At 56.6% G+C, this 12,548-nt stretch carries 10 protein-coding genes; 6 read left to right on the top strand and 4 right to left on the bottom strand.

Going from position 1 to position 12,548, the window contains the following annotated elements:
• The first annotated feature begins 153 nt into the window (after positions 1 to 153).
• On the top strand, positions 154 to 528 hold the full coding sequence (locus tag P8935_RS15515; protein WP_348265344.1) for a response regulator: 375 nt from the start codon (positions 154 to 156) through the stop codon (positions 526 to 528).
• On the opposite strand, the gene P8935_RS15510 is transcribed toward P8935_RS15515, so the two are convergent.
• The 3 genes from P8935_RS15510 to P8935_RS15500 form a co-directional block, all read right to left on the bottom strand.
• The gene (locus P8935_RS15510) at positions 525 to 923 is read right to left on the bottom strand and encodes a hypothetical protein (RefSeq protein WP_348261204.1); all 399 of its coding nucleotides are present in this window, start codon (positions 921 to 923) and stop codon (positions 525 to 527) included. The genes P8935_RS15515 and P8935_RS15510 overlap by 4 nt on opposite strands.
• Positions 924 to 1,120: 197 nt before the next feature.
• Positions 1,121 to 3,448: a PAS domain S-box protein gene (locus P8935_RS15505; protein ID WP_348261203.1), complete on the bottom strand. Its 2,328-nt coding sequence runs from the start codon at positions 3,446 to 3,448 to the stop codon at positions 1,121 to 1,123.
• Positions 3,449 to 3,717: 269 nt separating this feature from the next.
• Positions 3,718 to 4,518 carry a prolipoprotein diacylglyceryl transferase gene (locus tag P8935_RS15500; RefSeq protein ID WP_348261202.1) on the bottom strand — a complete coding sequence of 267 codons (801 nt, stop codon included), beginning with the start codon at positions 4,516 to 4,518 and terminating at the stop codon, positions 3,718 to 3,720.
• Between the two features lie 130 nt (positions 4,519 to 4,648).
• On the opposite strand from P8935_RS15500, the gene hpt reads away from it, so the two are divergent.
• From hpt to aroA, 5 genes are all read left to right on the top strand, one after another.
• Entirely contained in the window at positions 4,649 to 5,194 is a 546-nt protein-coding gene (gene hpt / locus P8935_RS15495) for a hypoxanthine phosphoribosyltransferase (protein WP_348261201.1), read from the top strand.
• A gap of 22 nt (positions 5,195 to 5,216) precedes the next feature.
• Complete coding sequence (locus P8935_RS15490) at positions 5,217 to 5,579, top strand: nuclear transport factor 2 family protein (RefSeq protein WP_348261200.1); 363 nt, start codon at positions 5,217 to 5,219, stop codon at positions 5,577 to 5,579.
• 148 nt (positions 5,580 to 5,727) lie between these two features.
• Positions 5,728 to 6,483 carry a deoxyribose-phosphate aldolase gene (deoC, locus tag P8935_RS15485; protein WP_348261199.1) on the top strand — a complete coding sequence of 252 codons (756 nt, stop codon included), beginning with the start codon at positions 5,728 to 5,730 and terminating at the stop codon, positions 6,481 to 6,483.
• 186 nt (positions 6,484 to 6,669) lie between these two features.
• Positions 6,670 to 8,493 carry a SpoIIE family protein phosphatase gene (locus P8935_RS15480; RefSeq protein ID WP_348261198.1) on the top strand — a complete coding sequence of 608 codons (1,824 nt, stop codon included), beginning with the start codon at positions 6,670 to 6,672 and terminating at the stop codon, positions 8,491 to 8,493.
• A gap of 222 nt (positions 8,494 to 8,715) precedes the next feature.
• Positions 8,716 to 10,017, top strand: a complete 1,302-nt coding sequence (aroA, locus tag P8935_RS15475) for a 3-phosphoshikimate 1-carboxyvinyltransferase (protein WP_348261197.1) — start codon at positions 8,716 to 8,718, stop codon at positions 10,015 to 10,017.
• A gap of 91 nt (positions 10,018 to 10,108) precedes the next feature.
• Here the strand turns inward: aroA and P8935_RS15470 are convergent, their stop codons facing one another.
• A complete protein-coding gene (locus P8935_RS15470; protein ID WP_348261196.1) occupies positions 10,109 to 12,310 on the bottom strand; it encodes a TolC family protein in 2,202 nt (733 codons plus the stop codon).
• Positions 12,311 to 12,548 lie beyond the last annotated feature (238 nt).

The following is a 12,548-nucleotide window of genomic DNA, read 5'->3' as shown; positions in this document are numbered from 1 at the left end:
CGAAAACTCCGCAATGAGTTGAATCGATAGGCCGAGGCTCCTGTTTCCCTATTTTCGTCTTGGCGATTTGGTCTCTGCCTTTTTTGTTGCTCCGACGGTCCGGAAATCTTCAGACGTTACAGCTGCTGTTCCGGAAGAAGGAATTGAATCATGATGGCCATGCAAGGAGTGCGGCGAGTTCTCATTCTCGATGATGAACAGATCATCGCGAATACGCTTGCTCTGATCCTGAATCGCAGTGGATTTGAAGCCAGGGCAGTCTACAGCGGAGAAACGGCAATTGAGGCGGCGCGGGAGTTGTCGCCAGACGTGCTGATTAGTGACGTCATCATGCAAGGCATGACCGGGATTGACGCGGCCATTCGCATCTCAGAGATCGTACCGCACTGTCATGTAATTTTGTTTTCCGGCCAGGCGGCCACCTCCGACTTGCTTGAGCGAGCGCATGCTAATGGGCATCAATTCGAACTGCTCGTCAAGCCTGTGCATCCTCGCGCACTACTCGACCGACTTAACAAAATCAACTAAACCAGTTCGGTGTGCCTCTCATGCTGGCCGCAAGCAAACGCCCCGAGATTACTTCGGCGGCTGTGAAATTGCTCAATCGTCTCCCCGATCCTCGCCAGCCAATCTGAAGGAGAAGTTAAGGCGGGGATCACAAGGTCAAATTCCGATTCGGTATAAGACTCATCTGTGCCCGCAAACAAAATCACCGGTAATGGCAAGTCACTTTTCGTGAGGAGTGCGGCAACTCGAGATGCCTCGCGCAGTTCCGCTAGGACGACGGCGTCGGGCAGGCGGGGCGATCGAAGGTAAAGCAGGACATCCTGGATCGAATCGCACTTTTCCACCGTGTACCCGAAACCTTCCAGCACCATCGAGCGGTGGCAATTGTCTTCGCCAAAATGGATGATTATCGCCATAGTCAGCACGAATGGATTTAGTTTTTGGGGAGCCTGAGTCGAGAGACTATCACAGAAATACTGTGCAAAACACTAATTTTGTCCATAAGATGCACTGAAAAGCTAATGCAAAATATTGCATAAAGATAAGTTCTTTCCTAAACGGTTTTTGCGGATGGGCTCGAAGCTTTAGAGACGGGTGACGATCCTCACCGATATCACGCCGAAGCGACTGCCGGCTCTGAGTGCAAAGGAAGGAATACCGAAAATACTGTCCAGCTTTTGCCGGACGTCACGCTGCTCCGTACCCTGATTGTTCCGTTGTGCTTGCGAAGAATGTTCGACGTCACCCACAGTCCGAGACCTGTTCCTACGTCGCGTTTCGTGGTGAAAAATGGCTCAAAGAGCTTTTGCCGCACTTCAAATGCGATTCCCGGTCCGTTATCGCAGACGGTCAGTCGAACACCTGCTCTTTTTTCACCCACGTACTCATGGGCCGCAGACACCCTGATGAGAATGCGTCCGTGATCTCGGACCGCGTCGATGCTGTTGTTCAGCAGATTGGCGAAAAGCTGGCGTAGCTCTCCCGGAAATCCAACCATGGTCGGATTGTCCCGGATGTCTGTCGCGATGGAGACTTGCTTGTTGCGCGCCCGGGCTGAAAACACAGCGACCAGCGGGGTCACGAGCTCCCCCAATGTCAGGGGCCGCGCCCCCCGGTTTTCGCGATAGAAGCCTAGCGTCTGCTTCGTCAGCAATGCCATCCTGGCGAGTTCCTGCTGAGCCTGTTCAAGAAATATCTTTCCGTCTTCATCCTGCATGGAAGTCTGCGCGAGAAACACGAGGTTGGTAACGGCCTCCAGCGGATTGTTGATTTCGTGGGCTATGGTCGCGGCCAGACGCCCGACCGTGGCCAGCCTCTCTGAAGTGTGCAATGCCCTTTCAACCTTCTTCTGCTGCGATACGTCGCGCGAAATGCTTGCCACTCCCGTTATCTTTCCACTCTCGTCAGCGACCGGCGACAGCGTCAGCGATACCTCGATCTTCTCGCCATCTTTCCGGATGCGCATGGTTTCAAAATGATCGGTCCGCTCTCCACGCGCAACGGCCGATAGAATGCGATCCTCTTCAGAGAATAGTTCGGGCGGAATGATCTTTCTGATGGATTGCCCAATCATCTCCTCAGTCGTATAGCCAAACACCCGTTCCGCGCCCGGATTCCAGCTCTTAACAATTCCATTCAGATCTTTGCTGATAATGGAATCGTCGGACGATTCAACGATCGCCGCCAGCCTCTGAGTGTCTTCCAGCGAAGCCTGTTCTCTGGTCTTGCTCTCTAGAATCTTCTGCTGGATTTCAAATTCGCCACTAAGATCGGTGTTGGTGCCAAACCAGCGCGTAACCGCGCCGCTGCTGTCGTAGATCGGCACGGCGCGTGTGAGAAAGGGCTTGTAGGTATCTTCCTTGCCCTTCAAAGGAAAGATCATTTCAAAGGGTTCGCCGGACTCCAATGATTTAGTCCACCGCGCGATCAATTGCGGCAGATAACCGGGATCCAGAGCAGATTGCCATCCCCATCCGCAGTTCTGTTCCGCGGTTGTGCCCGTGTAGTCGTACCACCTCTCATTGAACCAGTGAACGTAACCATCCGGGCCTGCCATCCACACCAGCTGGGGCATCGAGTTTGCCAGGCTGCGAAACTCCTGCTCGCGCTCGCTCAGAGACTCTTCAAGGCGCTTGCGATCGGTAATGTCGCTGACCACTCCGAAAAACCGCGATGTGCCCAGCATGCGCCGCCCCTTGGAGTGATGATGGCGCAGTCCCATCTCGGGATGGTTGTAACGATATTCGAGGTCGAGCAGGCCTGTGCGCTGGCACTCCGCCATCGCCAGATTTACGTAAGGCAGATCTCGAGGAAGGACGCGCGAGATCCAGGTTTTGTGAATCTCTTCATTTGTCGCCTTCGAATCCGTACCGTACATCCGATGCATCTGCTTCGATAGAGTTCGCGTATTCTCGACGGGATCCCACTCCCACGTTCCAATTTGTGCAGCTTCCTGCGCCAGGCGCAGGCGTTCTTCGCTCACCTCTACGGCGCGACGGCTCAATACGCGGTCAGTCAAATCGACAGCAAGTACGAAAACGCCTTCAAACTTTCCGGCAACATCGAATGTGGGTTGGAGGATGAAGTCAAAGTATCGGTGCTCGAGATGTTCCGGACTTGCGGTATGCAACGTCAATTTGAAATCGGTTTCGTGATGCGCGTCTCCTGTACGGTAGACATCGTTCAGCATCTCGAGAATCCCTAAATCCTTCAGTTCCGGCACAGCCTCATGAATTTTCCTGCCGAGAAGTTCGCTGGATGTCGAGCGCCCCATTGCGCGCACGTATAGGTCATTTGCATACGAGATGCGAAAGTCCGTCCCACTCAGGAACGCGATCGCGGTTGGCGCCTGAGCCAGAAGTTCCTTGAGCCTCACGCCATCGGGCTCGATTTCGCGGATTGGGTTGCGCGGATTCTGCAGACTTTCGTGAGTACTCGACATGGGGGCCCCGCGCTCCAGACTCGGATTCAGCGCGCGGAATCCGATTGCCACGCATATTTGAACCGATTGTTTAAGCTTGATTCTGTCCGCTACTCGCGACCAGTCTCAGCCTAGGCACCTGGACGGCGGCATTCCAGAGAGCTAAGGAAGTCATGGAGACAAGTAAGCGTTAGTGCCGCGGGAATTGACAACACCCTTGAAGGCTTAGAGGTTGCGTCGCGTTTCGATGGTTGCCTGCCGTGATGGTCACAGCTGTCTTGAAGGGCCGGCTAGGCTACCTTGGACAGGCCTTCTCGCGCCGAATCGGGATCGCTCAATGGTCGACGGGCAGCCCACCACACCAGGCCAGCGCCAACCAGAACAGACCCCGCACTCGCTAACTGAGCGTTGGATAGTCCCCACAGAACCCGTGGGTTACGACGGATGATCTCGACAAGGAAGCGCGCGATACCGGTCAGCATCAGATATTCACCAACAAGCGCACCAGTTCCCAGTCTCTTGCTGCCCCGCCACCAGAGATACCAGCCGATCAGCAAACCCATACCAAACTCAAATAGAGGAGTAGGTTGCACCCGAACACCGGGCGGTGTTGGCTCGATTCCGTTGGGAAAACTCATGCCCCACGGCCGGTTGGTCTCCACGCCGTAGCAGCCATCGCCGGACAAAAAGCACCCGATACGACCGATACCGTAACCTATCGCGGCTGCCGGTGCTGCGAGGTCCAATGTGCGCAGCGCGCCGATCTTGGCCCGATAGCCCTGAAACAACAACGCCGAGATTCCGAAGAGCAAGCCACCGAACCACGCGAACCCTGCCGTGTCCCACAGCACGCGCCAACCCATTTCACGAAACTCGCTTGGCGTATCGATCACATGCCAAAGTTTTGCGCCGACAATTCCTGCCAGCACGGCGATCGCCACCATACCCACCGCGTCGGCATCAACGCCAGCCCTCTTAAACGCTCGGTCCATCACAAAAGCCGCAGCCACGGCCGCGAGCCAGAGCATCAAGCCGAAAGTGGGAATTTCAGGATGCCAGAAATGTAGATTCAGGTGGATATACGGAATCATTCTCTTTCAGTATAGACGGCCCGCGGATCGGGAATAGCTTCCAACTTTCGATCGAGACGAAAGAAGATTCACGCTGATTTTTCACAGGCAGCCAACCCGTTTTGCCATGCTCCCGCGCGATACTGTCTCCATGGCCACCATCACTTACCAGGGACTTGAGGTCCTCTATACGCGTCAACAGATAGCCGATCGCGTCGCGGAGATGGGCGCGCAAATTACCCGCGACCTCAACGAGGAGAAGCTTGTGATGGTCGGCGTCTTGAAGGGCGCTGCAATCTTTCTCGCCGACCTCGCCCGCTCTGTCCAAGTAGACACCACATTCGACTTTGTCGCTGTCTCGAGCTACGGAAAAGGTCAGAGGTCGTCCGGAGCCGTCAAACTTATCAAGGATCTGGATGAGCCCATTGAGGGCAAAAACGTTCTCATCGTCGAAGACATTCTTGACACCGGCTTGACGCTCGCCTACCTGCGCAAGATATTTCTGCAGCACAAACCCAAGACGCTGCGCATCGCCACCCTCCTCGACAAGCCATCGCGCCGCATCGAAAAAATAGACGCGGACTATACAGGATTCGCCATACCAAACTTGTTCGTGATCGGATATGGGATGGATTACGCCGAGCGGTATCGCAATCTACCCGACATATGCCTCATGGCGCCCGATCATCCGGAATAGTCAGGAAAAGGACCCACCTGGAATGAGTGAGAGAGCGATCCTTTACGGCGCTTACGCCGATTTCAATGCCCGAAACATTGATGCGGTGATCTCGCGCATGCATCCAGAAGTGCAATGGGCGAACGGAATGGAGGGTGGCCACGTCCATGGAAAAGATGAGGTTGAAGGCTATTGGACGCGACAATTCACGACCCTCAATCCCCACGTCGAGCCAGTCTCAATCGCGCCAGATGAACACGGTAATTGGGTTGTCGAAGTGCACCAGGTGGTTTATGACCACGAAGGCAACCTGCTGCTCGACACAACCGTCTACCATACGTACCAATTTCGCGACGGCCTCATCGTTCGCATGGACATTACAGCTTCAGAATCGGGCAAAAACTGAGAAATCAAAACCCGGTTCCTTTTGTCATCTATGCCTATCGGATGTCACTGGCCGGGTGCTTTGGACGGGGATATACTCAACACCCGGAATGAAGAATCAAGCCGCCCTTCTATAGACCAAGAGCGGCGCAGCATGAAGGAGCAAGAAAATGCCAGTCATTACCCCGATCAGGGATGAAGATCTTGAGTTCGATCACGGAACCTTCGATTCAGCTGCATTCTCAAAACAGGCCCTCGCATCCTGGCAATCTCTTGCACAAGTCATCGACCATACGATCCTGAAGCCGGACGCTACCCGCGATCAGATTGAAAGCCTCTGCGACGAAGCCATCCGCTACCGCTTCGCATGCGCGATGGTGAACCCTGTGTGGGTGCCTACCGCTGTCGAGATTCTTTCCGGTACGAGCATTCCAGTCGGCGTAGTTATCGGATTCCCATTCGGCGCGTCGCTTACTTCGACCCTGCGCCAGGAGGCTGCTGCACTGGCGCGCCTTGGCGCGAAAGAACTGGACATGGTCATCCCGATCGGACAGCTCAAGAGCGGCAATCACCACGCTGTGCACCACACTATTCATGCAGCCGCGACCGTCGCGCATCATAACGGCGCAATCCTCAAGGTTATTCTCGAAACTGCCCTGCTCACCGTCGAAGAGAAGTTGCGCGGCGCTGAACTCGCCATCCAGGCCGGCGCTGACTTTATCAAGACCTCAACTGGATTCGCCGGAGGCGGCGCTACCGCAGCCGATGTTGCACTAATGCGCGGCGTGGCGGGGGGACGTTGTGGCGTCAAAGCTTCGGGCGGAATCCGCACTCTTGCCGACGTCAAGACGATGCTTGAAGCCGGAGCCAACCGCATCGGCGCATCTGCCTCCGTGACCATCGTTCGGGAACTCGGCGCCGAATAAAGCAGCTTCTAGCCTCTAGCTTTGAGCTCCTAGTTGCTTGGGTGTACGGGCCGTCGGCCGTCAATGCGACGCCTATATTCTCTTCATGCAATTCATGGCTGTCTTAGATTTGTATGCTGGAGCTGGTAGCTAGAAGCTATAGGCTAGAACCTGTCTTCATCCGCTATCATCAACTTCAGTCCCCTCATGCCCCCCACGCCGCCAATCACACGCCCTGAGCCGGAGTACGAAGGCGACTACCGTCCGGCAGACCCGGATAACCCTCATGCCCACATCGATCCGCAGAACGCCCGCATTGAGACCACCGACCTTGCGTTCCTTGGCCACATGGCCGACACCCTCAACACCACGCTGGACTTGCAGACGCTGCTCAATCGCACTTCAGAGCTTGTCCGCTCCATCATTCCCTACCGCATTTTTTCCATCTTGCTTCTGAATGACCGAACCAACGAGCTCCGTATGCGTTTTCAAATCGGTCACACACCGGAGACGCAGCGGATGCGTTTCCCCATCGGAAAAGGTGTGGTGGGCCAGGTTGCGCTCACACGGCGGCCCATGCTGATCAACGACGTAAGCAAGGTTGAGGGGTACATTCCGGCAAATCCCAACGTGTGCTCCGAACTCGCAATTCCCCTCATCGCAAAGAATCGCCTCATCGGAGTGCTCGATCTCGAGAGCGAACAGGCCGACTTCTTCAAGCCGGAACATCTTCATCTGCTTACCCTCACTGGATCGCGCATTGCTCAGGCCATTGAGAACGCGCGCCTCTACACCCGCGTCTCGCGCCAGGCTGAGACCCTTTCCGTCCTTAACGAGATCGCTACCGAACTCACCTCAATTCTCGATCTCGATCCGCTGCTCGCCAAGGTCGGCCAGCTCTTGCGCCGTCTCATCGATTATCAGATGTTTTCGATCATGCTTCTCGATGAAAAAGGTGAGACGCTGATCACGCGCTATGCGTGGCGCTTCGGCCATGCGCAAGCGCCCATGCGCCGGATTTCCGTGACTACCGGTCTCGTTGGGGCTGCGGTGCGCGAGTGGCGTCCCATCAACGTTCCCGATGTCCGCAAGGACCAGCGCTATCTACCGATGAATGCAGAGACGCGTTCGGAACTCGTGGTTCCCCTTTTCTACAAGGAGCGGGTCATCGGCGTGCTGGATCTGGAGCACACGCGGACCGCTTTCTTCAATGAAGATCACGTGCGCACACTCACCACGATGGCCGCGCAGGTGGCAATCGCTATTGAGAATGCGCGACTGTATCAGGCCGTGAAGCGCCAGGAGCAGCAACTCGAGCGTGATATCGCAATGGCCCGCGAAGTCCAATTGCGCCTGTTGCCGACTACACCACCCGTACATCAACATGCAGAGCTGGCTGTCAGCTTTTTGCCCGCACGGACCATCGGCGGCGACCTGTACGACTTTCTCGAATACAGCCCAACTCAGACCGCCATCGTTCTTGGCGACGTCAGCGGAAAGGCAGCGCCCGCAGCGCTCTTCGCTGCGCTGGTCAGCGGCATCATGCGCTCCGCAGCGCAGCAAAGGTTGGCGCCGGCCGCGATGTTGGAGACGCTGAACCATGCACTTCAGGAACGCCGACTCGATTCGCAATACGTCGTCATGCTCTTCGCCCTATGGAACGACGAAAACCAGACGCTGCAAGTCGCCAACTCGGGAGCTGTGCAGCCTGTCTTCTGTCGCGCCGGCGAGAACGTCACGGTGAAAGCGGAGGGTCTGCCTCTCGGCATGTTCCCCAACAGCACCTACGAGGAATTCAACGTCGCCACCCAGCCAGGCGATGCAATCGTCTTTGTGTCTGACGGAATTCTCGATGCCGAAAACGAAAAGCACGAGATGTACGGAGAAGAGCGGCTAGCTACTTTGCTCTGCTCTTTGCGCGACCTCCCCGCCCAGCACATTGCCGCCGCCATCCTCTCCGACGTAACGCAGTTTCAAGGAGCGCAGGACCGCTTCGACGACGAAACCATCATCGTCCTCCGCGTACGATAGTTCCCGCTCCTCCTCAGGTTATGCCACAGTTCCACTTGTCGTGGCGGAGTCATCGTGACCGGAGCAGCTTGCGGCCTCGCTTCGCGCAAGCGAAATAGGGTATGCGGAACGAAGGATCTGCTTTTGAATTCCTCCGGTCCGCCACAATACCTCTGTCCCGCAAGTTCGGGATGGCCACTGCCTTCCGATAAACTTAGGTAGACCTCAATTCCCGGAGCCTCTTTGTCTACGACCACGCACGAACGCATCATCCGCCCAGCGCGTAATATCCTTGGAACTCTCCGACTGCCCGGCGATAAATCCATCAGCCACCGCTATGCCCTTCTAGGAGCATTCGCTGAAGGCAGGTCGCGATTCTCCAACTTTTCCACCGGCGCCGATTGTGCATCGACACTCGCCTGTATGCAGGCGCTCGGCGCAAAGGTTCGCAAACTCGAGGACGGCCGTATTGAAATCGAAGGCGTCGCCGGTCGCGTTATGCCGGCGAATCATCCGCTCGACTGCGGTAACTCCGGATCGACGATGCGCATGATCTCCGGGCTGCTCGCACCGCAGCAAGGCACCTTTACGCTGATCGGCGATGAGTCGCTTTCGCGGCGCCCGATGGAGCGCATTCGCAAACCCCTGGCGGAGATGGGCGCTAACCTCACCCTCACGGACGGCCACGCGCCCGTTACGATTCTGGGCGCCCCACTTCACGCGATCGACTTCACCACGCCTATCCCCAGCGCCCAGGTCAAGACCTGTGTTCTTTTAGCCGGACTTCAAACCGAAGGCGCCACGGTGGTGCGAGAGGCCTTGCGCACCCGGGATCATAGTGAACTTGCGCTGCGTGCCTTTGGCGCTACGCTCACGCGCTCCATCGACTCCATTACGATCAACGGCCCGCAGAAACTGCACGCTATCGAAGCTGCCGTTCCGGGCGATATCTCTTCCGCCGCATTCTTCTTCTGCGCCGCTGCGCTCTTTCCCAACTCCGCCCTCATCCTCGACGGCATCGGCCTGAACCCAACGCGGGCCGCGCTGCTTGACGTGCTCACCACACTTGGAGCTCGCATTGCTGTTCTGCAACTCGAGGAAGTCCATTCCGAACTCGTCGGCACCGTGCAGATTACGACTGATGAATCTGGTCTTCGCTCCACCGAAGTCAGCGGATCCCAAGCCGCCCAGCTCATCGACGAACTTCCGGTACTCGCTGCCATTGGGCCTTATACCAGCGGCGGCATTCGCATTCGCGATGCGAAGGAACTTCGCGTCAAGGAGTCCGACCGCATTGCACTTGTTGCGCGCAATCTTCGCGCCATGGGGGCCGAAGTCGAAGAGTTCGAAGACGGGCTTGATATTCCCGGCGGCCAGACGCTTCACGGAGCTGTGATCGACTCCGGCGGCGATCACCGTATTGCGATGGCCTTCAGCATCGCTGCTCTCCGCGCCGAAGGTGAGACGCTGATTCAAGGCGCAGAATCTGCCGCTATCAGTTTTCCCGAGTTCTTCGACCTGCTCGACCTGGTAGCCGAACGCTGAGCTTTTGTTTGCCTGAAATGCGGAGCGTTCGGATCGGCTTCCAAAGGAAAATGCCCGGCAAATTGCCGGGCATTTTCGCGATCAAAACGCTCTACCTGCTTGGAGGCGGCGGAGGAGTTGTAGGCTGCGCGGTTGGCTGATCTGTGGGTTGAGCCGGCATCGGAGTCGGCGTTGTCGTTGGTTGTGCACTCGCCGGCTGCACCCCCGGAACCGTGGGCGCAGTATTCACTGTGCCTTTCGCCGCATCTACCAAGTTGATGCCATAGTGCTCCAGCGTCGTTGCCAGCACTTGGTACAAGCCAGCGCGGTTATTTGCAAACGCCGCGTTCGCCGCAATCAGGTTATTCTCAGCGATTGCAAGATTACGTTCCTGTTGGAGCACGTTAGCAGTGGTGGAGGCGCCTAGCTTCAACTTCTTCTGCTCGGCGTCCAGGCTCTGCTGCGCATAATCCCGCGCGGCTAACGAAGACTGCACCTCTGCGCGATCGTTTGTCAGCGCAAACTGCGCATTCACCACCTGCATGCGGATCTGCGTATAGAGTTGAGCCAACCGCAACTCAGCCTGGCGATACTCCATCAGCGACCGCTCCTGCTGGGCTTGCGCAGAGCGGTTGCGGATCGGGATCGTCATGCTGAACCCTACGCCCTTGTCCGGCGCTGAGCTGTTAAAGAGGTTAGTGAGCACGGTTCCGTAGCCACTAGAAGGAATTGTTCCGGGCGGATTCGGCTCTCCGGTTTGGAAATTTGTCCAATTCGGGCTCTGCGATCCACCCAATGCGCTGGAACCGTAGAAGCCGTAGACATCGAGTGCAGGGAGCAATTGGTTCCGTGCACCCTTGAGTGTAATTTCGTCGTTGCGCAAAGTCAGACTGGCCTGTTCCAGCTCGGGCCGATTTTTGAATGCAGCCTGGACAAGATCCTCTACGGGCTGAGTCTCTTCGGGAATCTGATCGAGACTGATGCGATCCGTGGGAACCACGGGCGCTGTTGCCAACGCAGGGTCATTCAGGTTGCGCGCAATGGCCTGCTTGATGATCTGCTGCTGATAGTTCAGCGTGTTCTGCGACGCGGTAAGCGCCTGCTTGTCAGTCGACACAGTTGAGTCAGCCTGCACGACATCTAGTGGCGCCATGGTACCGATCTCGAGTTGCTTGTGCGTATCAGAAGAAAGCTTCGTGCTCTGATCGAGAGCGCGCTGCTTTGCCTGCACATCCTCATACGCGCTCACCAGTCCCCAGTAAATACTTTCCACCTGGTTCACAGTGTAGAGAATCTGCTGGCGAAACGATGAATCGGTAATACGGCGGTCATTGATCGCCTGGTACATGAATCGCTTGTTGATCCAGATACCCGCACCTTGAAGCAGATGTTGCGTGACGGTCGCTTTGAATACGGAACTCAGTTCCGGGCTATACGCCGTGAAAGGGTTGTCGCTGGTGATCCTGGTGTTGGTAATGTTCGCCTGCAGCGCAGTGCCGGTGACAAATCCCTGGTTGTACCCGAAGTTGTATTGGTTGGTATTCGTGGTTAACGCAGTTTTGCCGCCTGAGAACAAGGTGTTCGCCTGTGGCTGCCGCGCACGTTCAAACTGCACTGTTCCCGTGATGTTTGGATCTAGAGGTTCCGGCAATGGTCCCGCGCCGGCCGTGGTGAGGGTCAGACCGCTCACGCCTGAACCCGCGCCGCCCGATCCAACCGTAGTTCCGCCTGGACCGCCGCCCGTCGACAGGATCGAGACCGATCCGCCCAGCGTGCCGGTCACAAGGCCTGAGGGCGCACCCAGAGGCTCTGCGCCGGTCTTGGTCCGCAGGATGTCGGTGTCTGCGATGTCCAGATCGTAGCGCGCGATCGCGATGTCGTAATTGTTCTCAATTGCCAATGCGATTGCATCGGAAAGGCTCAGGTAAATCTTTCCGTCCTTCACAAGGTTGTCGAGCCGCACAGAATTGGCAAAACTCGCCTTCCCGATCGAGGTGGGACGATACATATTGATCGGATTGCCCAACAGCGGCCCGAACGGCTTGGAATAATCACGATTTGTCGGCCGCAGATCCAACGGCTTGGTCGGAACCGGCGCCGGCGCCGTCGGCAACTGGGACGACTGCTTTTCCGGCTGCTTCGCGCCCGCCCCCGTAACGCCACCTGACTGCTGCTGTGCAATCCCCGAGGGCACACCTGCCGTCAGTGTCAGCATCGCTGCCGTAATCGCTCTTAATTGCTGTCCTGCATTGCGCTTGACCGCGCGACCGGCTGAATTCTGATCCTCAAACACACGTCTACCGAACAATTGCATGTTTCCTCTCCACGAGTCGCTGAGGCATGTGGGGTGCCGTTCTACATGACGTCCGAAGAACCTCTCCAGACGCAAATTAATGATCCTTCAGGGCACTTTTCGCACCTTTGCATCGTTTGACCTTAGGGTCACTATGCATTACGCGCTCGATCGACAGTTCGTTCCCTGTTCCCACAACCGCCGCGGCACACATCGGCACGAAAAGCTGAGTATATCCCACTGATTCAGCTGACCGAAT

This window comes from Telmatobacter sp. DSM 110680 (genome assembly GCF_039994875.1).
Lineage (GTDB): Bacteria > Acidobacteriota > Terriglobia > Terriglobales > Acidobacteriaceae > Telmatobacter.
The sequence above is the reverse complement of the archived record's forward strand: the minus strand, read 5'-3'. Positions and strand labels throughout refer to the sequence as shown.

Excerpts from the sequence above, each read along its gene's own strand:
- P8935_RS15505 (WP_348261203.1), bottom strand. The coding sequence starts at position 3,448 with ATGTCGAGTACTCACGAAAGTCTGCAGAATCCGCGCAACCCAATCCGC.
- P8935_RS15515 (WP_348265344.1), top strand. The coding sequence starts at position 154 with ATGGCCATGCAAGGAGTGCGGCGAGTTCTCATTCTCGATGATGAACAG.
- P8935_RS15490 (WP_348261200.1), top strand. The coding sequence starts at position 5,217 with ATGAGTGAGAGAGCGATCCTTTACGGCGCTTACGCCGATTTCAATGCC.
- P8935_RS15470 (WP_348261196.1), bottom strand. The coding sequence starts at position 12,310 with ATGCAATTGTTCGGTAGACGTGTGTTTGAGGATCAGAATTCAGCCGGT.
- deoC (WP_348261199.1), top strand. The coding sequence starts at position 5,728 with ATGCCAGTCATTACCCCGATCAGGGATGAAGATCTTGAGTTCGATCAC.
- hpt (WP_348261201.1), top strand. The coding sequence starts at position 4,649 with ATGGCCACCATCACTTACCAGGGACTTGAGGTCCTCTATACGCGTCAA.
- P8935_RS15480 (WP_348261198.1), top strand. The coding sequence starts at position 6,670 with ATGCCCCCCACGCCGCCAATCACACGCCCTGAGCCGGAGTACGAAGGC.
- P8935_RS15510 (WP_348261204.1), bottom strand. The coding sequence starts at position 923 with ATGGCGATAATCATCCATTTTGGCGAAGACAATTGCCACCGCTCGATG.
- P8935_RS15500 (WP_348261202.1), bottom strand. The coding sequence starts at position 4,518 with ATGATTCCGTATATCCACCTGAATCTACATTTCTGGCATCCTGAAATT.